Raw genomic sequence first — 23,285 nt, forward strand, 5'->3', positions numbered from 1 at the left:
AATCTTATGAAGTCTTTACCATCGATTTTAACCTTGGGGAATCTGAGTTCAGGCATGCTGGCAGTCATTATGGCTATTCATGGTGAATTTGCCCTGGCTGTGATGATGATATGGGTAGCGATGTTCTTTGATCTGTTTGACGGGTTTGCGGCCCGCAAATTGCATTGTGAGGGTGAGTTCGGCAAAGCTCTGGATTCGCTCGCAGATGTAGTTTCATTCGGAACAGCCCCCGTGCTGATTCTGTATCTGAACTCCATGAATGAAGTGAGTGTGCTGGGAATGGCACTGACCGCATTGTTTCCGGTTTGCGGTGCATTGCGTCTGGCTCGTTATAACTGTCAGAAGACAGCAAGCAGTGGTTTTGTCGGGATGCCGATTACATTTGCAGGGGGGCTGATGTCCTTTTTCGCGCTTTGGAGTCTTTATTTCACGCATGGTGTAGCTTATCTTGTCATTATTGTACTATCCGGTCTCATGGTGAGCCAAATCCGATTCCCATCACTAAAACAAGTGCTAGCCTCTCATGAGAAGGATATTGTGGAACCGAAATAAGGAGCGAGTCAGTATGGAATTTGCAAAAGAATTTATTGGTCAATATGGATATTTCGCAATATACGGACTACTGGCTCTTGGTGTCATTGGCATGCCGATTCCGGATGAGGTGATGATGACGTTTGTTGGATATCTCGCCTCCATCTCGGTATTGAATTACTCCGTATCCATCGCCGTCAGTTTCGGTGGCGCATTTACCGGGGGGCTGCTCAGCTATATGATCGGCAAGAAAGCGGGCAGGCCGCTGGTTGAAAAATACGGCAAGTGGGTCGGCGTCAATGCCAAACGATTCAGCAGGGTGGAGTCGTGGTTCCTTAAATATGGATATTGGTCCATCATCCTGGGTTACTTCATTCCAGGCATTCGTCATCTGATGTGCTGTTTCTCGGGGATTAGCAAGATGGCAATGGGCAGGTACGTTCTCGTATCAGGCATTGGTGCATTTGTCTGGTGTGTAGTCTTTATCTCGATTGGTTTTTATGTCGGTGTGTTAACTTAAAATGGGACAGCCTGTTGCAACAACGGGCAAAGATCGAAGACCTCTTGAGTGTAAGGTGGTCTTTTTTTGTTTTTCTATGTACGGTCGGAGACCTCATTCTAAGTAATTTAATCGACTACAAGTAACTTCCCCTTGGAACTGTAGGCTAGCCCGCAAGCTATTCCAAGTAAATTCAAGCGTTTCAAAGTCATCTCCAAAACTCTAACGAACTCAGATGAGCTTATTACCTAGATATGAGCAATGTTGAAATTCTAACGAATCTCAGCAACCTTATTTTACGAAAAAGCCTGAATAAGTGCCCTGATTTCCTCCATATCATCAGAATAAGGTGTCCTGAGTTCGTTAAAAAATGGATATGCCCCAAATCGGCGAAATAGAGTGTCTCAGGTTCGCAGGATATAGGTTCGATATCGTTGGGTGCCACTAGCGACATTTAATACTTGTTGATCCATCAGGCTGTGAAGAACTCTTCGAGCATGCTGATCTGTGATTCGGAGGTGCGCTGCTAGTTCCGATGGGGCAAATGGACGAATGATGCGTCTGGCATAACGAACAGTTTCGGCTTCAATCCAATTGAGGGATGCGGGCACATCTGTAGCAATGAATTTTCCCATAAAAGAGAGCACAAGCTGTTGGCACCTTTTCGGTTCGTCCTTAATGGAGAGATACGCAATCGGCAGAAAAATCCAATCATCAAGTGTTAGCAGACAATGCCTCCAGCATAAATCTTTAAACCGCCTTACATCCAGATCCCGAGCATGTGGCCCGTATCCCTGAATCTCAATACCTCCTTTAACGCCGTTACCTGGCAGATAAGCCAGATCCAGATAGCGATAGCCGTTATGAAAGTCGCGAACCTCCCATTCAGGTTGCAGATGGTTAAAGCTTTTCATAACAGGGAACCAAACGGAACGCAAAAATTCCAATGTGCCATGTTCAAGTCCATTTTCTATTCGCGAGAGCACTCTGGGGTTCGTTTCCTTCTCCAAAAGGGAGTGCATCCACACTTCGTAAGCCTCATCAAAATCAATACTCATCGTCTTCATCTCCTTTAAAAATAAAATAAAACGAATGTGAACAGGGATTCAGGTCGTCATCCGAAAATACAAAAAGCCGCTCTGACCATTTCTAACCTTCACATTGAAGGAGAGAATGGATCAAAGCGGCATGTGCTTCACGACCGATATATTGCATTTCTAAGCCAAGTATAGCTTTAACTACAGAATGATTTCAATAGCTCATCCGTTCAAATGTGACTCCTCAATCCCTTTCTCAAACCGCTGCTCTCCTTTTTTACGTGCAAAGGTTATTTTGAGCAGAGGTGGCGTAACCAAGGTAGTGATGATGACCATGATCACAACGCTGGTAAAGTACTCCGAATCAAGCAAGCCGGAAGCAAGTCCCGTGGATGCGATAATTAGAGCAACTTCCCCTCTGGAGATCATGCCTGCCCCAATAGCAATAGAAGAGGAACGATCAAATCCGGTCAGCCGTGCACCAGCTCCACCACCAATCATCTTAGTGACAATGGCGATGAGACTGATGACGATAATAAACCAAATCTGCGAACCGACACCATCAAAGGTGACATTTAATCCGATACTGACAAAGAATACCGGGACAAAAATCCCGTAAGCAATCGGCTCGATTTTAGTTTCAACCTCATGTTTGAAGGTAGTCTGAGAGATGGCAATTCCTGCTGCAAAAGCACCGATAATACCCGCAACACCCATCCACTCAGCAAAGTAGGAAAAGAGAAAACAGATAATGAGTCCGGTCGTAATCACGGTCTCGGTGACCCGCAGTGGGGCCATCCATTTCATAATCCGTGGCACGAGCCACCAGCCTGCTGCAAAGATGATGACGAAGAACAGCAGTTTCTTGCCAATCAACCATCCAATAGAGATATCTCCAGCACCTGTGCCGAGCAAGCTCATCATAACAGCGAGTAGAACCACGACGAGCACATCATCCACAACGGCTGCGCCCAGAATCGTAGTACCTTCCCGTGAACTCAGCTGATTCATGTCCTTCAACGTCTGCACAGAGATACTTACGGAAGTCGCACAGAACAATAGTCCGAAGAACAGCGCGTGTGTCTGCGACATGCCGAAAGCTAAGGCCGAACCGTATCCCCCGACAAAAGGTAAAATAACTCCACCGACAGCCACAGCAAAAGCAGCCTTCCAGTTTTTCTTCAATTGCTCCAGATCGGTTTCCAGTCCGGCGATGAACATCAACAACAGTACCCCGATCTCGGCCATGTAATGAACGAAATCCGTCTTCTCCACCCAACCGAGCAGCGCAGGCCCAAGGATGACACCGACAATCAATTTCCCCAATACCGAAGGTTGACCCAGTCTCACAGACAGATCTCCGGCAAGTTTGGTAAAGATCAAAATAAGTGCAAGAACCAAAATAAATTCCATAGGTGTACTCCTCTCCGGCAGTAGCGTCAATAGGTTAACCTGTCCAAGGGTGAAGCAGCCCATCCAAGCTTCAAACCAAAAAAAAGCATGGAACCACTTCAAAAAGTGCCATTCCATGCCTTGAAAAAAACAAAGAGGGGCCCTTGGTGACAGGCTCCTCCATTTTGAACGCGTATGTGATTAATTGCGTTAATTATACCACAAATGAAGGATTCGGTAAATGGGAGCCGGATTGGATTTGATTGAAAATGGCCGCAAAGGGGCATTTTATAGGGGAGTGCAGCGGTTTTTGTTCAGAGTGTTGTCACTTAACAGCCCGGAATTGCCGAGATATAATGATATAGAACATAGAAGTTAGGATATGAGGAGGATTTTGCATTGGGCAAAAATAACAAAGGGGAACCGAACATCCCGTCCCCGACGAGCAATAAAAATTTCGCAGGCATCATTATCACGATTTCCATTCTTGCTAATGTCATTATTTTATTATTGTTCTTCGCACCGTCTATTGGTTACAAGGGTGATGTAACCTTTGATATTACGGTGTTACCGCGGTTTAATGCCGTGTTTAACAGCTTTACCTTCATCTTCCTGCTCGCAGCGCTTATTGCTATTATCAAGCGGAATGTGAAGCTGCACAAACGATTTATTCTTGCTGCATTCTCAACAACGTTGTTATTCCTCGTGACATATCTGACGTTTCATTACCTTTCTCCAGAGACGTCCAAATACGGCGGCGAGGGCATCATTCGTTCCATTTATTTCTTCATCCTGATCACCCATAGTATACTGGCAGCCCTCATTGTTCCATTGGCGTTGTTCACACTCGTGTGGGGTTGGACGAATCAATTGAAGAAACACCGCAAAATTGCACGTTGGACTATGCCAATCTGGCTGTATGTCAGTTCTACAGGTGTCGTGGTATACCTGATGATGGCACCATATTATTAATGTGATGAACGTTTCACTGTGCTAAATAGTTTGACTTGCGGGTAATGTTTCTTTGGAAGGAGGTTCACGCTTATGTACAGAGTTGTTTTGATTCGCCATGGACAGAGCATGTGGAATGTGGAGAACCGATTTACCGGTTGGACAGATGTGGATCTGACGACGGATGGTTACGCAGAAGCTCGTAAAGCAGGGAAGATCATGAAGGAACAGGGGTTTGATTTTGATTATGCCTATGCATCTGTGCTGAAACGTTCTATTCGAACACTCGATATTGCGCTGGATGAGATGGACCTCATGTGGATTCCCATTACGAAGACCTGGAAGCTGAATGAACGCCATTATGGTGCACTGCAAGGACTGAACAAACAGCAGACTGCCTTGAAGTATGGGGAAGACCAAGTGAAGGAATGGAGACGCTCCGTTAGCGTATCTCCCCCTGCATTGGACGAAACCGATGATCGATATGTGCAGGATTTGGACAAGTACAAGCGGCTCGGGTGCACGATCCCGTTTACGGAGAATCTGATGGACACATCGAAGCGTGTGCTGGATTACTGGAATGCGGAGATTAAACCGATGGTGTCGGCTGGCAAAAGAGTGCTGATCTCTGCGCATGGTAACACGCTCCGTTCACTCGTCATGCATCTGGACCAACTGTCCGAAGCAGACGTGATGGCGCTCAACATTCCGACAGGCATTCCGCTTGTCTATGAGTTGGATGAAGATCTGCATCCCATCGGTCACTTCTATCTGACCGCGGATGGTTCGACCTACAAACATGAAGAAATGACCCATGTGGCAACGCCGTCCGATTAATGGACATGGATGATTGGAAGATGACCGCTGAATTGAATTCGGAGGTCATCTTTTTTTGTGCGATCAAGCTTGCACTTCGTTTCGTTTTGCTCCCAGAGGGTAATTGTCAAACAAGACACGATGTACATTTATCCTGAAGGAGGAGAAGCACATGTCTAAAAGAAGAGGAATACTGATGACGGCTATCGGAGCAGGTGTAACTTATCTGATGAGGAACAAACAAGCAAGAGATAAGCTGTTCAGCACCGTATCGGGTATGATGAAAAACTCCAATTCGTCGAATGGAACAAGTAAAACCAGACCACGCGTGGAAGTGAAATAGATTGCGATAGTTCACCTATCGATTGAATTAAATGATGATCATGAGAAACCTGGAGATGAAGTCGTTCCAGGTTTTTTTGTGCAATTGAAAGCCACCTTTTGTTTTGGTGAGGCATGCGATTTTTGCCAGCAAGAATGGTACAATGGATACTTGCAGAACGTATGGAGGGAGATAAATTATGAAGAAGAATCGTCTGGGCACATCCGGACTAATGGTGTCTGAGATTGGGCTGGGCTGTATGTCGCTCGGAACCGATATGGAGCCCGCTATAGATCTGATTCATGAAGCTCTGGATCACGGTGTAAATCTGCTGGATACAGCGGATCTGTATGACGAAGGGCGTAATGAAGAAATTGTAGGACAAGCTATTAAGGGACGTAGGGACCAAGTCGTTGTGGCGACCAAAGTAGGTAATCGTCGTATTGCTGGCAAGGAGGGCTGGTCTTGGGACCCATCCAAAGCCTATATCAAGCAGGCTGTGCATGAAAGTCTGAAACGACTGCAGACCGATTATATCGACCTGTATCAGCTGCATGGCGGAACCTTGGACGACCCCATCGAAGAGACGATCGAAGCGTTTGAGGAGTTGAAGAAAGAAGGACTCATCCGGTATTACGGCATCTCTTCCATTCGCCCCAATGTGATACGGGAATATGTGAAGAGGGCATCGATCGTCAGTGTAATGAACCAGTATAGTGTTGCTGACCGCAGAGCGGAAGAAGAAGTGCTGCCTTTATTGGAACAAAAGGGGATCAGCGTAATTGCCCGTGGACCTGTAGCTAGCGGTGTGCTCGCCGATTCCGGATCTGCCAAGGCAGATAAAGGTTATCTGGACTACACACCAGAGCAACTATATACCATTCGGCAAGGGCTAAGTCGTTTGGTCACGGATCAACGCAGCATGGCTCAGACGGCTATTCGCTACGCGTTATCCCATCCTGCCGTAGCAGCAGTTGTCCCGGGTGCCAGTTCAAGAGACCAGTTGCTGCACAATATTGCCGCTTCGAATTCACCCGCGCTCACAACTGCAGAAATTCAGGAAATACGGGAGCTTAGTCCCGCTAATCTGTACAAGCAGCATCGTTAACGTTATTAAGCCTATTTTCAATTGTAACTATACAAGGTACAATGAAGATCAGCCCAAAAAGAACAACCAAAGGAGAGATGACATATGGAAAGAATTCAAAGTGAACAACAATATCTCGATACAATTAACTCTGATGGTTATACCGTCATTAAATTTGATACAACCTGGTGTCCGGATTGCAAAAACCTGGATCGCTTCATCGGGGATGTTATCGACCAGCATACGGATAAAACCTTCTATGCCCTGGATGCAGAGAAGTTCCAGCCGTTTGCCGATGAGAATGGTGTACGTGGCATTCCAAGCCTGCTCGTTTTCCAGAACGGCAAAAAAATCGCACATCTGCATAGTAAATGGGCGAAAACACCTGCTCAAATCTCCGAGTATCTGGAGACGCTTGAATCCAAAGTTTAAGCATACGAAGGCAATAAAGTTTATTAAATAACATTGCTATGAAGACCTCTTCTTGTCCAGGCGACAGGAGGGGTCTTTTTGCTTCATTCCAGCCCGCATGATGTTTCCTCAATTAAGTGAAGCTGAGGAAAAGGGCTTGTTTAGAATTTGTTCAGTGTTCCCATGTATACTGTGAGAACAAACTGAATATTTGGAGTGAACAAGATCCGTATGAAGAATGAAATTTTTGAAGAAATGCACCAATTAAGTCACAACGATGACCGAAGATACCGATTATTAATGATCGGCGTGAAGCAGTTGCTGCAGGAACAAAAGGAGAGTAGATATAATTTGATTGAAAGATTGAGGTATCGGAAGAGACACCGGAACATTCAAGTGAAAGAGTGGTACTGAGCCAGACATCTTACCAGAAGTGAATATGAACCTGGAAGTCCATGATACATAGTAAACCTAGTCGTCATCACGCATGATCCAACCTATAATTACAGAAATTCCTGTCTCTGAAGCAACAACAGAACCATGTAGCAATAGTTAGCACAGAGAACATAAATAAGGCGGTCTCGTTCCGAAAGGAACGAGGCCGCCTTGATTTTGCCTGTCTTAATGAATGTAATTGTAATGATTACATCAAAATAATAAAGAACACGGCTGCCAAAACGAAGCGATATACAGCGAAGACGGTCAGGCTCAATTTTTTCAAAATGGACAAGAACGTCTTGATCGCCAGCATGGCGACGATGAACGCAGCGATGAATCCAATCGCGAAGATCGGGAAATCACTGCCGTTCAGGTGATCGATACTTTTGTACAGGTCATATCCCGTAGCACCAATCATAATCGGCACAGACACGAGGAATGTGAACTCGGCAGCGGCTACACGGCTTACTCCTGCAAAGAGACCGCCTGAGATCGTTGACCCGGAACGGGAGAAGCCTGGCCACAACGCCAAGATCTGAAATAGTCCCACCACGAATGCCTGTTTGTAAGAAATATCATCGACATCATGAGTGGTAATTCGGTGACTCTTTTGGCTCCAGCGTTCGGCTACAATCATCAATATACCACCAATAACGAGGCTGTACAGCACTGTCTCCGGACCAAATAAATGTGCTTTGATCCAGTCGCGGAATACAAGTCCGATGACTACGGCAGGAACCATTGCCAAGAAGATATGTCCCAGATTGAGGCGGCGGGAATACGACCTAGTCCCTCCGGTGAAGCGGAACATATCAATGAATTTGTTCCAGTACAGTACTACAACAGCAAGTACAGCTCCGAGTTGAACAACCACCTCAAACGTTTTGACTGACTCGTTGTCCTCCGATAAACCCAGCAGGTGGGCGGTCAGAATCATGTGTCCAGTAGAGGACACGGGCAAAAACTCAGTCAAACCTTCGATGATGCCCATAATAATGGATGATATAATGTCCAATTCTCTTCCTCCTTGAAATGCAGGTGACAGCAGAGGCTGTCCTGCTTGACCATGCCTGTTCATCTGAACAAGGCTATCACCTATTATGATCACAAATGCGCTCAACTTCAACTTATGCTTGTAACCATTTGTTTAAAACTATATTGACAAAAACCTAGTTATCCAATAGGATATAACTTAACTGACTGACTGATCAATCGGGAGGGTTACATGAATGACCAAAATTAACGGTTTGGAACCCGGTGAAGAACGCCGGGACCAGATAATTCGCATAGCGATGGAGCGATTTGCAACCCAGGGCTACCATCAGACGAAAATTTCTGATATCGTCCGTGAAGCTGGTGTTGCGCAGGGAACGTTCTACTGGCACTTCAAGAGTAAAGAAGCCATTGCTTCGGAGATTGTATTAACGGGCAAGGAGAAGTTACTTGAGGCAATTGGGCAAGGATACCGCAAGGATGCCGGATCAGTAGAGGATATGGTGAAAGCATCGGAAAGGCTATTCACCGACTTGTTCTCATTTGCTGCGCAGAATCGTTATTTTATGGAGCTGTTGCTCAAAGGCATCGTGACCGAAGAATCCGTACAACGTCTGGTCGAGGAGACACGTAATGCCGTCGAGACAGCGTTCCGTCACAATATGGAACGTGCCATCGAACTCGGCATGTTGCCTCAGGACATGGATGTGCCGCTTCGGGCCGCATTGTTGGTAAGCATGATTGAAGGCATGATATCGCGATGGTTGTTCGGCTCGGATGAGTTGCACAGCAAGTTCTCAGCCATGACAGCTTCATCACTGGCAGCTGAAGCAGCAAGCTTTGAGTTTTACGGACTCCTAGGCATATAAGATTCACATGATTAAGCAAGTAACAGGGAATAATGGTACAACTGCGGTTTCATGACAACGAAGTAACCGAATGTACACCAAGAGATGAATACACGAATGAGAGGAAGTTAACGTAATGAATAACACATATGGATCGAAAACTCGTAAAGGCTGGTCTTTGACAGCGATTCTGCTGATGACCGTGCTGGTACTTAGCGCTTGTGGAAGTAAGGCAACGGACAATGGAGGCACGAACGGTGCGCAGGCAAGTAATGAACTGGAGCAGATCAAGTCTGCTGGCGTGATCAAAGTGGGCATGATGGGCACATACGCACCATACAACTTCCTGAACGATAAGAAAGAAATGGATGGCTACGATGCTGATATCGCACGTGAGGTTGCGAAGCGTTTGGGAGTTGAGGTTGAATTTGTATCCCAGGAGTTCTCCGGTCTGACACCTAGTCTGCAAGCTAAAAAGCTGGATGCCATCATCAGCCAGATGACCATTACTGATGATCGTAAGAAAGTACTGGATTTCAGTGATCCGTATATCACGAACCAAGTTAAAATCATTGTCAAAGAAGACAATAACGATATTACCAAGCTGGAAGATTTCAAAGGTAAAACGATTGGCGTAGGTTTGGGTACGAATGATGAATCATATCTGCGTAATGAAGTGTTGCCGAAAGTGGGCGACTTCACGATTAAAACCTATGACGATGTCATCTCTTCACTCAAAGACCTGAATGCTGGGCGGATTGATGCAACAATCAACAACATGTACGCACTGAAACCGATTGTGGATGCCAATGGACTCAATATCAAAGCTGTAGGTGAAGCGATTAAAAGTGACCAAGCAGGAATTGCTGTACGTAAAGACAACCCGGAACTGGTAGCTGCACTGAATGATGCCCTCAAAGGCATGAAAGATGATGGCACGTACGATACCATTTTCAAAAAATGGTTTGGTGAAGAGCCTGCGCAATAATGAACCTGCAAGGCGAAGGGAAGATTTGACCCATGGAACTGGTATTTGAGAATATCCCCTTCTTTCTGAAGGGGGCTTACTATACGCTGTATGTAACTGTGATCTCCATGTTTTTTGCCTTTATCATCGGCGTGCTCGTTGCGATTGCTCGTCTGAAGGGACCGATGTGGCTTAGGTTGATCGCAAGATTTTATGTATCCATCATGCGGGGAACCCCGCTGTTGGTGCAATTATTCGTCATTTATTACGGATTGGTCGATTATGGAGTGACCTTGGGATCGCTCACCGCAGCATGTCTGGGACTCAGTCTGAATGCAGGTGCGTTTCTGTCGGAGACGTTCCGGGGAGCTATTCAGGCTGTACCTAAAGGGCAGACGGAAGCTGCATACGCAACGGGAATGACACCGGCTCAAGCAATGAGACGGATTATCTTTCCGCAGGCTGTACGCATTGCCATCCCTCCGATGGGGAACACCTTTATTGGCATGTTGAAGGAAACGTCACTTGTGGCTGCCCTTGGGGTAACAGAGTTGCTCCGCTCGGCACAGCTGTTGGTAGCCCAATATTATGTAAATATGCCGTTTTATCTGGCCATCGGTGTGATCTACTGGATTATGAGTATCGGCTTCTCGGCCATTCTGGAACAAGTGGAGCGCCGGCTGGCCCGCGCTTACTGATAGGAGGAGAGAAGCGATGATTACCACAACTGGACTTACCAAACGTTTTCAGAAAAATGAAGTGCTTACGAACATCGATCTGCATGTCGATGCCAAAGATATTGTTGTATTGCTCGGACCGAGTGGTTCAGGCAAAAGTACCTTGCTGCGCTGCCTGAATGGACTGGAAGAGCTGTCTGGAGGACAGATCGAAGTGAACGGTGTAGTGGTCAATAGTGCTGATTCACTGCGTGTCCAGCGTGCCCGGGTATTGGAGATTCGTCGCCAGACCGGTATGGTCTTCCAACAGTTCAATCTGTATCCGCACAAGACCGTGCTGGGTAATGTGATCGAAGGTCTCGTTACGGTGAAAAAAATTAAACGTGATGAAGCAGCTGAACGCGGCCGGATTCTGCTGGATCGGGTGGGGCTGTCGGATAAGCAGGATGCGTATCCATCCCGGTTGTCGGGTGGACAACAGCAACGGGTCGCCATTGCACGTGCACTCGCAATGGAGCCGGAAGTGATGCTGTTTGATGAGCCAACTTCAGCCCTTGATCCTGAGCTGGTCGGAGAGGTGCTTTCGGTCATGAAGGAGCTGGCAGAGGAAGGCATGACGATGCTGGTTGTGACACATGAATTGAAGTTTGCCCGTAATGTGGCGAACAAAATCGTCTTTATGGCGGATGGATCAATCGTGGAAGAGGCAAGTCCACAAGCCTTTTTTGAACATCCAACGCAAGAACGCACCCGTCGTTTCTTGCAACAGATTACTGAATTCTAATTACATTACTACAATTTATACTGATTGATACGATGATTACAGAGATAAGCTACTGAGTGAAGGGGACGGAATCGATTCTGAAGAAGCGTAGCGCTCGCCTTTGTCTCCGAATATTGTCCTTTGTGAATAAAAATCAAAAATATTTGGAGACAACAGCGATCGGAAGAACGAGCCGTACCCGGAACGGATTTCTGCAAATCGTAAACTATTGTAAGAAAGAAGGATAACATCATGAATGTAACAACCGTATGGAAAGGCAAACGCGCGTTTACTTCCGAAGGACCCTCTGGCTACGCGGTTGGCATGGATGCCACTGCTGCTTATGGTGGTGACAGCAAAGGTGCGACCCCGATGGAATTGTTACTCGCGGGTCTTGGCGGCTGTATGGGAATCGACATTACGATGATTCTGGACGCTTTCCTGGACAAAATTGAGTCGATTGAGATTGAAGCGCAAGGCACACGGAGCGAAGAGATGCCCAAAGGCTTCACATCCATTGATCTGATCTTCAAGGTCGATGGTGATATTCCGGATTATCGCATCTGGAAAGCCATCCAAATGGCCGAAGAGAAATATTGTGCAGTCTCCGCTTCGCTGAGTGCCGATATTCATCCAAAACTGATCCTGAATGGGGTAAGTACACCTCGTCCTTAACAGCATATGAGTAAATCGTATACTGAGCAGGCACTTCCAATCGTGGGAGTGCCTTTTTTGGTTTTTCTAACGTATCAACAGTTAGTGAATAAAGTCAGGCTGGATGTTGAACAAGGTTCCAGATGCCCATGAATTCCGTGATAGCCTGATCGATCGTTGCAAAAGGAATGCCATCCCGGGCTTGTGTAGATATGCCTTGCATAAAGGTATCAAATACGGTGGTTAGCATGACCACATTCGTGGAAGCAGGAATTTCACCAATATCTACTGCACGCTGGATGCAATCCTGCAGGCGGTTACGAGTCAGCTTTCTTTTCTCAGCGGCAATGTCACGGATATGATTGTTTTTGGAAGAACATGTGCTGGCGGACAGCACAATTAAACAGCCCGATGGATGTGCGGTGTCTGTTTGCATTTTTGCGGTACTTCTTAGTGTTGTTTCAATTGCTTCTTTTGGTGACAGCATGAGATCCGAGAAGCTTTCGGTGACACGTCCAAACGTTCCCATATATCGTTCTACCACTTCTGTATACAGCGCTTCTTTGGATTCAAAGGCTGCATAGAAGCTGGCTGCTGAAATATCCCCCATGGCTGCTCGAAGCTGAAGTAATGAAGTGGCCTCGAACCCTTGCTCCCAAAAGAGCATCATCGCCTGTAATAGGGCTTCATCCCGATCGAAAATGCGCGGACGTCCCGTTCTTGCCATAAGAGATTCCCCCTTTTTTCTTAATTATATACTAATCGATCCAAAAGTCATTGACAAGGTGAGACAGTCTGAATAATATAAGGAATGATCGATCCATAATTCGATTGCTTATTCTATACTACCTTAAAAGGAGCTGCACAGATGTCGAATATATCTTCTCATCGTTTTCCATGGTTAGGGTTGCTAGCCCTGGCTATGGCGGGTTTTATAGCCATTATGACCGAAACACTTCCTGCGGGGCTGCTGCCGCAAATTAAAGAAGGGCTGCAGATCTCTGAGGCAGGGGCGGGGCAGCTTGTCACCTTTTATGCTGTTGGGTCGCTGGTTGCTGCCATACCTGTGGCGGTGCTGACAAAGGGCTGGCGGCGGCGTCCGCTTTTACTCCTGTCCATTATCGGTTTTCTTGTCTTCAACACCATTACTGCCCTCTCGTCAAACTATGTGCTGACACTTTTCGCTCGTTTCTTGGCTGGTGTTGCAGCGGGTGTCTCTTGGGGCCTGATTGGCGGTTATGCATTACGCATGGTACCTGATCATCTCAAGGGAAGGGGCATGGCCGTAGCTATGATTGGAACGCCGATTGCCTTATCATTTGGTGTTCCGGCAGGTACGCTGCTGGGTTCATTTATGGGCTGGCGCTCGGTGTTCTGGCTGATGTCGTTGCTGGCGTTGGTACTGATTTTCTGGGTGCTCTGGAAAGTACCCGACTATCCAGGGCAGTCAGCGGATAAGCGGATCTCCCTCAAGCAAGTACTGTTCACCCCCGGTATCATTCCCATTTTGACTGTCGTCTTGGCCTGGATGCTGGCTCATAATATTTTATACACCTATATTGCTCCGTTTCTCGCTGATGTCGGTTTGGAATCCAAGGTTGGACTCATTTTACTTGTATTTGGTCTGATGGCATTGGTGGGCATTTGGGTTACAGGTATGTTCATTGATCGGTGGTTGCGTATGCTGGTTCTCATGAGCCTTGCGGGCTTTGCTTTGGTTTCCCTTGTATTAGGTCTTTGGAGTGAGCATGTTGTTGTCGTCTTTGCTTCTGTTGCCCTGTGGGGTCTGACATTTGGCGGTGCGGCTACCCTGTTGCAGACTGCACTTGCTCAAGCTGCGGGCGAACAGGGTGTGGATCTCGTCATGCCGATTAATACAACCGTTTGGAATTTGGCTATTGCCCTTGGGGGAATGGTGGGAGGTGTTCTTCTGAATCAATGGGGAGCTTCGTCATTTAACTGGGCCATCTTGGCTTTATCACTTGTGGCTCTGATTGTTGCATGGCGTGCTAGAGGATATGGATTCCGCCCATCTAGCAGTCACTAAACTTCTGTCGGCAGAAATAATTTGGTAAGCCGGTCGCCATGTTAATGGCGGCCTCTTCTGTTCGAGGTTCAATGACAATCCGAATTCTGGCGGTTATGTGGTATGATAAATTAAAGGGACAGGACATCCTGATCCTGCTCTTTATATGTAAGCGCTTATACAGATGACGGAAGGTGCAGACATGTTTAAAAGGCTGATACGAACCACCAATAATCTAAAATTAAAGCATAAATTGCTCATTTCCTATGTACTGGTCGTCATGATCCCGGTCCTGATCGTTGGTCTTGCTGTGACCAGTTATTTTCGCCAGCAGGCTCTGGACAATGCGATTGGGCAGACGATCATCAATGTGGACAAGATCAAGAGCCAGACGGCGACCATGTTGCGTGTGCCAACAGACATATCCAACCTTTTAATGTTTAATGCGGATCTCAAGGAGATCGTGAACAAACGGTACGAGAGTGTTGTGCAACTGACCTCGGCTTATCTCGCATACAAAGATTTTCAAGAATACAGGCGTCTGTACCGTGAAGTCGCCGGCATTCGGTTTTACTCGACCAATCCGACACTGATCAACAACCTCGAATTCATTCCTGTAGATAAGCAGACCGAAGAGAGTTACTGGTATCAGCAGGCACTGAAAACGACCAGCATCGGGTGGTTTTACATTCCGGACAAGGGTGATAATCCTGTACACAAGCTCAGCCTGGTACGCAAAGTACCTTTTGCCGAATATCGGACCGAGGGTGTGCTGATGATTGTGATCAATCAGGATGAGCTGAATGGATTGTTGCGTCAAGAACAGTTCGAGACGTTGATTACGGACGAGCAGGGCTACGTGGTTGCAGCCAAGAATACAGAGCTGGTGGGTAAAACGCTGAACGAACTTGATTTTGGCGTCGATCTGCAGAATCAGGCAAAAGGTACCATAGAAGCTGACTTTCAAGGGGAACCCTCCAACATTGTTATTGATGAGCTGGGTCCTGGATCAAGCATGAACAGCTTGAAGGTTATTTCAGTTTTTGCTACCAAAAATATTGTCAAAGATGCGAACACCGTCAGCATGATCGGTATGATTTTTATTATCCTTGTGCTGGTTATCGCCCTGCTATTCGTATATATCATCTCGTTCCTCACGTCGAACCGATTGCTGCGGCTGAGTAAACATCTCAATAAGCTTGCATTAGGAGATCTGAACGTGACTTCGAGAATTGACGGCAACGATGAGATCGGACAACTGTCACGTCAGTTTAACTATATGGTGAAAAGCATCAATGAACTTATGACGCAGGTGGTAGAAGCGACCGAACAGAACAATCAATTGGAAATCGCCCAGAAAGAGATTAAACTGAAAATGATGGCGAGCCAGATCAATCCTCATTTCTTGTTTAATGCTTTGGAGTCCATTCGCATGAAAGCGCATATTAAGGGCGAAGCAGAGATTGCCAACATCGTCAGGCTGCTGGGCAAGCTGATGCGCAAAAGTCTGGAGATTGGCAGTGGAAAAACAACCTTCCGGGCTGAACTTGAAATGGTACGTTCCTATTTGGAAATTCAGAAATTTCGTTACGGCGACCGACTTGCGTTCCAGATCCATATCGATCCCGAGGTGGAGAAGATGTACATTCCGCCTTTGATTATTCAGCCTCTGGTTGAGAATGCGATTGTCCATGGTCTGGAGAACAAAGAGGGTACAGTTCGTGTGAATATAAGTATTCGTTTAGTAGAGGACATTGTGCAGATCCGTGTAGAAGATGATGGTGCAGGCATAACGCCGGAACGACTGGCTGAGGTGATGCAGTTCATCTGTGGACCAGAGGAACAGGAGAAGAGCCGGATTGGCATGCGTAATGTACATCAACGCTTAACACTGACGTACGGGGAGCCATATGGATTGCAGATTACGAGTGTATATGGGGAAGGAACAGAGGTTTCTTTCACTTTGCCAGCAGGAGGGGACCAACATGTATAAAGTATTTTTGGTGGATGACGAACCGAGCATCCGTGAGGGACTGACCACCATTATCGAGTGGGAAAAATACGGATTCGAGGTCATTGCTACAGCTGCCAGCGGGCGTGAGGCCATCTCCCGGTTTGAGGAATTGGAGCCTGATCTGACGATTATTGATATTCGCATGCCCGGTATGACCGGGCTGGATGTGATTGAAGAAGTGCGCCGGAATCATCCGGATTCGCACTTTTTGATATTGAGCGGTTACGCGGATTTTGATTATGCCAAAAAAGCCATCAGTTTCGGTGTGGATGGGTATCTGCTCAAACCGGTGGATGAAGAAGAGATTATTGGCGAGCTAGAGCGTATTGCTACGATCTTGACCCGTGAACGAGAGACGATGGCACGTCATGCTGGTGAAGATACCGTCTATCGGGAGCATCAGATCGAGGCTTTGCTCTTTGACAGTCTGGAGGGTGCGGGTAGCATGGAAGAAGATAGCCTGGGGCTGCACTGGCCTCACTATCAGATTGTGCTACTTGAGATGCATGTAGCCCCCGACCTGCAGCGGGGAAGTGTAATGAAACGCAAACTGATTGAAGCATTTGACCAGAAAGAGCGAGGTATTGTATTCTCGTTCCATTCCGGTCTGGGGCTGTTAAGTAAGGAAACAATCACATCCGAGTCATCTGCAAGAAATCTGTATGATGAGCTGGAAGGGCTACTGGGAGAATGGGATATTCACATGTATGGTGCTGCCGGAGAACCGGTACATTCTACTGCTGAGATTGCACGGTCATACACTCAGGCCAATCGTACTCTTGGGGAACGATTCTTGTTCACGGAGCAGCGCATTATTCTATGGAATGAAGGCAACGAAGGCGAAGGCGTTATTGTGCCAGGAGTTGAAGCTGTGGATGGAACGCATGAACCAGATGAGGAAGAACTCGCGGACAAGCTGTATTATGCGTTGGACATCCGCAGTAGTGAATCAGTCATGCGGGTACTGGGTGAGATGGAAGAGCGTGTGGTTCCATATCATCGAACAGAGCAAGCGATCAAGACGGCGTTCTCACAGGTATTTTCTCTGGCAATCAACAAGCTCGCAGCGACGAATCAACATATGCACTCCATTATGCAGGAACATTCGGTTCTGATTAACGAAGTCTATCATCAATTCACGATGTCCGATCTCAAAGTGATGGCAGCCGAGCATTTGAATCGACTTATTCAACGTATGGGTGGAGGTAGCAAGGATACTGTACTGAAACAGATGATTGAATTTATCCAGCGTAATCCTGGTGAAAATCTCAAGCTCGAAGTACTGGCAGAAGTGTTTAACTATAATAGCAGTTACCTCGGCAAGTTGTTCAAGAATCATACAGGAGAGTACTTCAATGTTTTTCTGGACAAGGTTCGTATGGAGAAGGCCAAGGAATTACTGGATGAAGGACTGAAGGTCCATCAGGTCGCGGCGAGAGTGGGATATGCGAACGTGGACTATTTTCACGGTAAGTTCAAGAAGTATGTAGGGGAATCCCCATCCGCTTACAAACAAGCAAGAACGCAATCCCTTTCCAAAGAATCGGCTACCGATATAAACGAAGAATAAGTACGAAGTGCTGGGCTTTGCCCATGCTTATTTTATAAAACGTTTTCGGTTTACTGGACATTCTCCAGATTCATCATATTGTCCATGCTCTTCCCATGATAAGCAATGGTCACGGAATGCTTCACATCTTAGACTGGATTTACAAGAATCCAGATGAAGGGATGGCTATACGATATGAATTTGTCTGATATAGGTGCTGTACGTCATACATTGAACTTAAATGGAACATGGCAGTTTCGTTTGGATTTGGAGTCTGATAAGCTCGTTGAACAAATGATATCACCACCTCCTCGGAGTGAAAACACATCATGGGAGAGCATTCAGATTCCTGGTTCATGGGAAGAGCAAGGGTACGGGGATGAGCCTGAATACGAAAGAATCGATACCTGGACCAAGGTACGTGAGTATGAAGGCTCAGCCTGGTATGCACAGGATGTTCATGTTCTATCAGACGATTTTGGCTGCCAGTATATATTCAGGTTGGAAGGGGTTCGCTGGACCACGAATCTTTGGATTAATGGACAGTATGCCGGGCAGCAAGATAGTCTGGTGAATCAACAGAAGTGGAATGTTACCTCTCTGGTCAAGCAGGGAGAAGTGAATCGGATACAGATCTGCGTGGATAATACGATGAAACTTCCGTTGGCTGGTAGCCATATTCATTCATTGCATACAGCCACAGCCTGGGGTGGAATCACGGGTGGTGTTTATCTGGACCGACTGCCCCCATGCCGAGTACAGACGTTACGCATTCAACCAGATGCTGAAAACGGAGCCATTCTGGTTGATTGTACTGTAAGCGCTCCCGCAAATGAATCGGCCAGAGGGATGCAATTGCATGTGGATATCCAGCATCCGGACGGCACATGGCTTGATCGTTACATTTCTCATGTGGAGTTGAGTGGTCCTGCGCATACTGACATAAGCTCCGTTGTTTCAACTGAAAGCAACGCAGTAATAGACCAGTGGCGATTGGAGCTTGGGACAGAGAAGTCTATCGCGAGATGGTCGGATGAATCACCTCAATTATACAGAGCAGTGATCCATCTTCTTGACGGTGAACAGGAGCTGGACCAGCTGGAGCAAACATTCGGTCTACGTTCTTTTGTTGCAAACGGAAAGCAACTTGAATTGAATGGGACGCCGTTGTATCTTCGCGGGTACGTCGATTGCTGTATCTTTCCACTTACAGGATACCCCGTTTGGGACAAGGAGCATTATATTCAGCAGTTTCGAATTGCCAGATCATACGGCTTCAACCACGTACGATTGCATGGGTGGAGCGCGCCTGAGCCTTTCTGGGACGCGGCTGATGAAGCCGGCATGCTGGTGCAGGCAGAACTTCCACATTGGTCTCGATTCTTTGAGCAACCCGATCAGTCTGCGCCGGCTGAAGTGTTGTCCTATCTGACACAAGAACTGGACGGGTTGCTCCAATCGCTGTACAGGCATCCTTCATTCGTCATGTTCTCCATGGGGAATGAACTGATTGGTCCGAATGGTCATCCTGAACTCAATGCATTGGTATCGAGGGCAAGGGATATGGACCCGACCCGGTTATATACGGACAATACAGGTTTTGGACAGCTTCCGGCGCAAGGGCGGGAAGGTGATTATTATATTCAGTCGTTGAACTGGCATCCCCCACTTGAGTCCACTATATCAGCTGTACCGGATACCACGCTGGATTATCATGCGGTTACCCGGCTTGCGAAGCATCCCGTTATTGGACACGAACATGCACAGTTCACCATGTATGTGCGGCCCCAAGAACGAGCCAAGTATACTGGCGTATTGCGTCCTAGCTGGTTAGGACCCATCGAAGAATCGTTGTCTAACAAAGGCATGATGGCGGACCTGGAGCATTTTCAACAGGCCACCGGCACACATTTGATGCGTTCCTTAAAAGAAGCCATGGAGCGGATTCGACGAACACCAGACGCTGCAGGCGTGCAGTTGCTGGACATCCGCGATTTTCCAGGGCAGGGACATGCTACGACGGGCATTCTGGACGTATTCTGGGACGACAAAGGTATTACAACACCTGAAGAATTCATGCGGTTCAACGCAGACGTGGTGCTGTTGTTAAGCTGCGATGAACGTACATTCTACGCCGGAGAACCTATTCATGTCGATGTCCGCATATCACACTATGGTAAAGATCCGCTTAAGGATGCATCCATACAGTGGAAGTTGATTAGCGATGATGTGATGCTTACGGAAGGAGAATGGAAAACCGGAGATATCCAATGTGGGTCCGTCATGTCATTGGGAAGCATCGTCACTACAACACCTCGTGAAGGAGCAGCTGCTTTTCGGATCGAAGCGGAACTGCGGTCAGGTGATTCGGAGAGGATTGCAGCCAATATGTGGCAGGGCTGGTCGTTTCCTTTTTATCAGTCTCATCCGGGTTCGAAGCGGTTCTGGAATACCGTGGCAGAGTTGCGGCCATTCCTGGGTGAAGCACATGATGATTGCGTAGATCACATCGATGGATTTCGTTTATTGAAAAATAGGGAGATTGACTTGGTTATCGTTCAGTCGTTGACACCTAATGTCCTTGATTATATGGTCAACGGGGGGAGTGTGTGGCTACAGCCAACGGCAGAAGGGCTATATGATTCAGTGGAGACCAAGTACCTGCCTGTATTCTGGAATTACCTGATGTTCGCTACACAGCCTGGTGCAACGATGGGCATGGTTTTGAGGGATCAGGTACCACTATTGGGTTCCTTCCCGCAGGATGGGGCTTCCGATTGGCATTGGTATCACCTGGTGAACGGTACACCGGCGTTATGTTTGGATACGTTGCACGGTGTGGAGCCACTAATTGAAGTGGTGGACCATTTCCATCGGGCCAAACGACTCGCTTATGCTTTTGAGGCAAAAGTAGGGAAAGGCAGGATTTTGGTATCCTCACTTCCTTTTACTAACCTGTCGTTAATGAAGCGTCCGGAAGTCGCCTACTTATTCCAGGAGATACTTGCGTATCTGAATGGGGATCAATTCCGTCCAGCAACCTCCATATCTGTAGCACAATTGCTCGGGATCGTTAAACTGCAAACCATTCAATTTACATTGTGATTTAAAAGGACCCGAAAGGGTCCTTTTTGTATGCCAAGTAATTGAAGTAAACGATTACTATAAAACGTTTTCGAAATTTACCACTTTAGATGGTATTTTACCTTTATATTACTTTTGTTTCATTTAAAAGTAGGATTTATCACTGATTTTAACTAATTTATGTCTGATTATATATGTCTATATCTAATTTTTATATGATTTTCTCTAAAATCCAGATGGTATTTTGAAAACGCTCTATCGAGTATGATTATTTTATAAAACAGAGGAGGGGGAACGGAGATGGAAACGCTAACAAAAAAATCCGCTTCCGCGAACAGAAGCAGTGACCCCAAACCGCCTTTAAAGAAACGGCGGAACGGAATTTGGGACAGAATGAAGCAGCAGAAATATCTCTATCTCATGTCATTGCCATTCGTAGCTTGGGTTTTCGTATTTAACTATCTGCCACTATGGGGATGGACGATGGCTTTCCAAAACTATAAACCTGCCAGATCATTTGGTGATCAAGAGTGGGTTGGTTTTAAACACTTTGTAGAGCTGTTCAGTGATGATCGTTTCTATCTGGTACTTCGAAATACGCTTGCAATGAGCTTGATGGGACTAGTTGTTGGTTTTATCGTGCCGATATTCTTCGCTATTCTCCTGAATGAAATGAGAGGCATGTTCTTCAAGCGTGCCGTGCAAACGGTATCATATCTGCCTCACTTTGTATCTTGGGTTGTTGTAGCCGGGATCATTACGAAGATGCTCTCCACCGATGGAGGGATTATCAATGATCTTTTGGTAGGCCTGAACATTATTGATCAGCCGATTCAATTCATGGCTAAGGGGAACTTGTTCTGGTACATTGTAACCGCTTCAGATATGTGGAAAGAAACTGGTTGGAATGCCATCATCTATCTGGCGGCGATTACAGGTATCGACAATGAGCTGTATGAAGCTTCCCGTGTAGATGGAGCCAACCGGTGGAGACAGATGTGGCACATTACGCTGCCTGGCATACGGACCACGATTTCCGTACTTTTCATCATGTCAATTGGACATCTTATCAGTATCGGTTTCGAGAAGCAGTTCTTGCTTGGCAACAGTCTGGTCACAGACTACTCGGAAGTACTTGATCTATACGCGCTCAATTATGGTTTGAATATGGGACGATTCTCATATGGTACAGCCATAGGTATATTCAACTCCGTTGTCAGTATCATCCTTCTGTTTACTGCGAACGGCTTGTTCAAAAAATTCACAAAAGAAAGCATCATGTAGGGAGGGGACGACATTATGGCGAACAAAGCATTCAATGCTACTCGGGGCGATAAACTGTTCGATATATTCAACATCCTCGCGATGACCATGGTGCTGGTTGTAACACTTTATCCATTCCTTAACGTACTAGCCATCTCACTCAATAACTCGACAGATACAGTACGTGGCGGAATTTACTTGTGGCCTCGCGAATTCACATTACAGAACTACAAAACGATTTTCCAATATGATGGATTGCTACAAGGTTTGCAGATCTCCATTCTGCGTACACTTGTAGGTACCGTGCTCGGATTGATCAGTTCATCCATGATCGCCTTTACACTGAGCAGACCTGATTTTGGACTTAGAAAATTTGTTTCCACAACGCTTGCGCTCACGATGTATTTCTCCGGTGGTCTGATTCCGGTGTACATTCTGATGCGTGACTTGAACCTGATCGGTACATTCTGGGTATATGTATTGCCTGGCATGATCAGTGCATTTAACGTGTTCATCATCCGTTCATTCATTGATGGCCTGCCATACTCATTGCAGGAATCTGCGAAGCTGGACGGAGCGAATGACTTTACAATCTATTACAGAATCATCTTGCCACTGTGTAAACCAGTGCTTGCTACCATCGCATTGTTCCTGGCTGTAGGTCAATGGAATGCGTGGTTCGATACGTACCTGTATAATGGTTCAAAGGCACATTTGACCACGCTCCAATATGAGCTGATGAAAGTATTGCAGAGTACACAGCAGGGCTCAGGTGCTGGACGAAATGCCAATGATATGGCGCAGCAAATGACACAGATTTCACCGGAATCGATCAAAATGGCGATTACGATCGTTGTAACGGTTCCAATCCTCATTGTATATCCATTCCTTCAAAAGTACTTTGTTGGCGGTATGACACTGGGCGCAGTAAAAGGTTAAACAAGCTTGTACAGGCTGCCACAT

The 23,285-nt window shown here is 46.5% G+C and carries 22 protein-coding genes; 18 read left to right on the forward strand and 4 right to left on the reverse strand.

Annotated features, from left to right (window positions below):
* Positions 1-6: 6 nt before the first annotated feature.
* Both pssA and PAHA3_RS19575 read left to right on the forward strand, forming a co-directional pair.
* Positions 7-552, forward strand: a complete 546-nt coding sequence (gene pssA, locus PAHA3_RS19570) for a CDP-diacylglycerol--serine O-phosphatidyltransferase (protein WP_062836406.1) — start codon at positions 7-9, stop codon at positions 550-552.
* Positions 553-565: 13 nt separating this feature from the next.
* Positions 566-1,051, forward strand: coding sequence for a DedA family protein (locus PAHA3_RS19575; RefSeq protein ID WP_062836407.1), 486 nt, complete (start codon positions 566-568; stop codon positions 1,049-1,051).
* Positions 1,052-1,434: 383 nt separating this feature from the next.
* Here PAHA3_RS19575 and PAHA3_RS19580 read toward each other — a convergent pair whose 3' ends face one another.
* Positions 1,435-2,088: a hypothetical protein gene (locus PAHA3_RS19580; RefSeq protein ID WP_062836408.1), complete on the reverse strand. Its 654-nt coding sequence runs from the start codon at positions 2,086-2,088 to the stop codon at positions 1,435-1,437.
* A gap of 201 nt (positions 2,089-2,289) precedes the next feature.
* On the reverse strand, positions 2,290-3,480 hold the full coding sequence (locus PAHA3_RS19585) for a cation:proton antiporter (RefSeq protein WP_062836409.1): 1,191 nt from the start codon (positions 3,478-3,480) through the stop codon (positions 2,290-2,292).
* A gap of 378 nt (positions 3,481-3,858) precedes the next feature.
* Between PAHA3_RS19585 and PAHA3_RS19590 the strand changes: the two genes are divergently transcribed.
* The 5 genes from PAHA3_RS19590 (at position 3,859) to PAHA3_RS19605 (ending at position 7,067) form a co-directional block, all read left to right on the forward strand.
* Positions 3,859-4,431, forward strand: a complete 573-nt coding sequence (locus tag PAHA3_RS19590) for a DUF420 domain-containing protein (protein WP_017692198.1) — start codon at positions 3,859-3,861, stop codon at positions 4,429-4,431.
* Positions 4,432-4,503: 72 nt separating this feature from the next.
* Positions 4,504-5,247, forward strand: a complete 744-nt coding sequence (gpmA, locus tag PAHA3_RS19595; RefSeq protein ID WP_062836410.1) for a 2,3-diphosphoglycerate-dependent phosphoglycerate mutase — start codon at positions 4,504-4,506, stop codon at positions 5,245-5,247.
* Between the two features lie 151 nt (positions 5,248-5,398).
* Positions 5,399-5,569 (forward strand): hypothetical protein, encoded by a 171-nt coding sequence (locus tag PAHA3_RS30570; RefSeq protein ID WP_167350917.1) that lies wholly within the window; start codon positions 5,399-5,401, stop codon positions 5,567-5,569.
* A 178-nt stretch (positions 5,570-5,747) separates the two neighbouring features.
* A complete protein-coding gene (locus tag PAHA3_RS19600; protein WP_062836411.1) occupies positions 5,748-6,656 on the forward strand; it encodes an aldo/keto reductase in 909 nt (302 codons plus the stop codon).
* Between the two features lie 84 nt (positions 6,657-6,740).
* Positions 6,741-7,067, forward strand: coding sequence for a thioredoxin family protein (locus PAHA3_RS19605; protein WP_062836412.1), 327 nt, complete (start codon positions 6,741-6,743; stop codon positions 7,065-7,067).
* Between the two features lie 622 nt (positions 7,068-7,689).
* Here the strand turns inward: PAHA3_RS19605 and bacA are convergent.
* Positions 7,690-8,499, reverse strand: a complete 810-nt coding sequence (gene bacA / locus PAHA3_RS19615; protein WP_082762920.1) for an undecaprenyl-diphosphate phosphatase — start codon at positions 8,497-8,499, stop codon at positions 7,690-7,692.
* A 214-nt stretch (positions 8,500-8,713) separates the two neighbouring features.
* On the opposite strand from bacA, the gene PAHA3_RS19620 reads away from it, so the two are divergent.
* From PAHA3_RS19620 to PAHA3_RS19640, 5 genes are all read left to right on the forward strand, one after another.
* On the forward strand, positions 8,714-9,346 hold the full coding sequence (locus tag PAHA3_RS19620; RefSeq protein ID WP_062836414.1) for a TetR/AcrR family transcriptional regulator: 633 nt from the start codon (positions 8,714-8,716) through the stop codon (positions 9,344-9,346).
* Between the two features lie 115 nt (positions 9,347-9,461).
* Positions 9,462-10,313, forward strand: a complete 852-nt coding sequence (locus PAHA3_RS19625) for a substrate-binding periplasmic protein (RefSeq protein ID WP_062836415.1) — start codon at positions 9,462-9,464, stop codon at positions 10,311-10,313.
* 32 nt (positions 10,314-10,345) lie between these two features.
* Positions 10,346-10,990 (forward strand): amino acid ABC transporter permease, encoded by a 645-nt coding sequence (locus tag PAHA3_RS19630; RefSeq protein ID WP_062836416.1) that lies wholly within the window; start codon positions 10,346-10,348, stop codon positions 10,988-10,990.
* 16 nt (positions 10,991-11,006) lie between these two features.
* Positions 11,007-11,753, forward strand: coding sequence for an amino acid ABC transporter ATP-binding protein (locus tag PAHA3_RS19635; RefSeq protein WP_062836417.1), 747 nt, complete (start codon positions 11,007-11,009; stop codon positions 11,751-11,753).
* Between the two features lie 231 nt (positions 11,754-11,984).
* On the forward strand, positions 11,985-12,407 hold the full coding sequence (locus PAHA3_RS19640; protein ID WP_036606882.1) for an OsmC family protein: 423 nt from the start codon (positions 11,985-11,987) through the stop codon (positions 12,405-12,407).
* A gap of 94 nt (positions 12,408-12,501) precedes the next feature.
* Here the strand turns inward: PAHA3_RS19640 and PAHA3_RS19645 are convergent, their stop codons facing one another.
* The gene (locus PAHA3_RS19645; RefSeq protein ID WP_062836418.1) at positions 12,502-13,113 is read right to left on the reverse strand and encodes a TetR/AcrR family transcriptional regulator; all 612 of its coding nucleotides are present in this window, start codon (positions 13,111-13,113) and stop codon (positions 12,502-12,504) included.
* A gap of 141 nt (positions 13,114-13,254) precedes the next feature.
* Here PAHA3_RS19645 and PAHA3_RS19650 point away from each other — a divergent pair, with 141 nt between their 5' ends.
* The 6 genes from PAHA3_RS19650 (at position 13,255) to PAHA3_RS19675 (ending at position 23,261) form a co-directional block, all read left to right on the forward strand.
* Entirely contained in the window at positions 13,255-14,433 is a 1,179-nt protein-coding gene (locus PAHA3_RS19650) for an MFS transporter (protein ID WP_062836419.1), read from the forward strand.
* Positions 14,434-14,614: 181 nt separating this feature from the next.
* The gene (locus tag PAHA3_RS19655) at positions 14,615-16,405 is read left to right on the forward strand and encodes a sensor histidine kinase (protein ID WP_062836420.1); all 1,791 of its coding nucleotides are present in this window, start codon (positions 14,615-14,617) and stop codon (positions 16,403-16,405) included.
* Entirely contained in the window at positions 16,398-17,996 is a 1,599-nt protein-coding gene (locus tag PAHA3_RS19660) for a response regulator transcription factor (RefSeq protein WP_062836421.1), read from the forward strand. Before PAHA3_RS19655 ends, PAHA3_RS19660 begins: the two co-directional genes overlap by 8 nt.
* Positions 17,997-18,170: 174 nt before the next feature.
* Entirely contained in the window at positions 18,171-21,080 is a 2,910-nt protein-coding gene (locus PAHA3_RS19665) for a glycoside hydrolase family 2 protein (RefSeq protein ID WP_062836422.1), read from the forward strand.
* A gap of 279 nt (positions 21,081-21,359) precedes the next feature.
* Positions 21,360-22,343: an ABC transporter permease gene (locus PAHA3_RS19670; protein ID WP_062836423.1), complete on the forward strand. Its 984-nt coding sequence runs from the start codon at positions 21,360-21,362 to the stop codon at positions 22,341-22,343.
* 15 nt (positions 22,344-22,358) lie between these two features.
* Complete coding sequence (locus PAHA3_RS19675) at positions 22,359-23,261, forward strand: carbohydrate ABC transporter permease (RefSeq protein ID WP_036606894.1); 903 nt, start codon at positions 22,359-22,361, stop codon at positions 23,259-23,261.
* The last annotated feature ends 24 nt before the right edge of the window (positions 23,262-23,285 follow it).

The organism is Paenibacillus amylolyticus (genome assembly GCF_001570725.1).
GTDB lineage: Bacteria > Bacillota > Bacilli > Paenibacillales > Paenibacillaceae > Paenibacillus > Paenibacillus amylolyticus_A.

Excerpts from the sequence above, each read along its gene's own strand:
- PAHA3_RS30570 (WP_167350917.1), top strand. The coding sequence starts at position 5,399 with ATGTCTAAAAGAAGAGGAATACTGATGACGGCTATCGGAGCAGGTGTA.
- PAHA3_RS19665 (WP_062836422.1), top strand. The coding sequence starts at position 18,171 with ATGAATTTGTCTGATATAGGTGCTGTACGTCATACATTGAACTTAAAT.
- PAHA3_RS19630 (WP_062836416.1), top strand. The coding sequence starts at position 10,346 with ATGGAACTGGTATTTGAGAATATCCCCTTCTTTCTGAAGGGGGCTTAC.
- PAHA3_RS19655 (WP_062836420.1), top strand. The coding sequence starts at position 14,615 with ATGTTTAAAAGGCTGATACGAACCACCAATAATCTAAAATTAAAGCAT.
- PAHA3_RS19600 (WP_062836411.1), top strand. The coding sequence starts at position 5,748 with ATGAAGAAGAATCGTCTGGGCACATCCGGACTAATGGTGTCTGAGATT.
- pssA (WP_062836406.1), top strand. The coding sequence starts at position 7 with ATGAAGTCTTTACCATCGATTTTAACCTTGGGGAATCTGAGTTCAGGC.
- PAHA3_RS19620 (WP_062836414.1), top strand. The coding sequence starts at position 8,714 with ATGACCAAAATTAACGGTTTGGAACCCGGTGAAGAACGCCGGGACCAG.
- PAHA3_RS19660 (WP_062836421.1), top strand. The coding sequence starts at position 16,398 with ATGTATAAAGTATTTTTGGTGGATGACGAACCGAGCATCCGTGAGGGA.
- PAHA3_RS19650 (WP_062836419.1), top strand. The coding sequence starts at position 13,255 with ATGTCGAATATATCTTCTCATCGTTTTCCATGGTTAGGGTTGCTAGCC.
- PAHA3_RS19640 (WP_036606882.1), top strand. The coding sequence starts at position 11,985 with ATGAATGTAACAACCGTATGGAAAGGCAAACGCGCGTTTACTTCCGAA.
- gpmA (WP_062836410.1), top strand. The coding sequence starts at position 4,504 with ATGTACAGAGTTGTTTTGATTCGCCATGGACAGAGCATGTGGAATGTG.
- PAHA3_RS19585 (WP_062836409.1), bottom strand. The coding sequence starts at position 3,480 with ATGGAATTTATTTTGGTTCTTGCACTTATTTTGATCTTTACCAAACTT.
- PAHA3_RS19635 (WP_062836417.1), top strand. The coding sequence starts at position 11,007 with ATGATTACCACAACTGGACTTACCAAACGTTTTCAGAAAAATGAAGTG.
- PAHA3_RS19675 (WP_036606894.1), top strand. The coding sequence starts at position 22,359 with ATGGCGAACAAAGCATTCAATGCTACTCGGGGCGATAAACTGTTCGAT.
- PAHA3_RS19670 (WP_062836423.1), top strand. The coding sequence starts at position 21,360 with ATGGAAACGCTAACAAAAAAATCCGCTTCCGCGAACAGAAGCAGTGAC.
- PAHA3_RS19625 (WP_062836415.1), top strand. The coding sequence starts at position 9,462 with ATGAATAACACATATGGATCGAAAACTCGTAAAGGCTGGTCTTTGACA.
- PAHA3_RS19645 (WP_062836418.1), bottom strand. The coding sequence starts at position 13,113 with ATGGCAAGAACGGGACGTCCGCGCATTTTCGATCGGGATGAAGCCCTA.
- PAHA3_RS19575 (WP_062836407.1), top strand. The coding sequence starts at position 566 with ATGGAATTTGCAAAAGAATTTATTGGTCAATATGGATATTTCGCAATA.
- PAHA3_RS19605 (WP_062836412.1), top strand. The coding sequence starts at position 6,741 with ATGGAAAGAATTCAAAGTGAACAACAATATCTCGATACAATTAACTCT.
- PAHA3_RS19580 (WP_062836408.1), bottom strand. The coding sequence starts at position 2,088 with ATGAGTATTGATTTTGATGAGGCTTACGAAGTGTGGATGCACTCCCTT.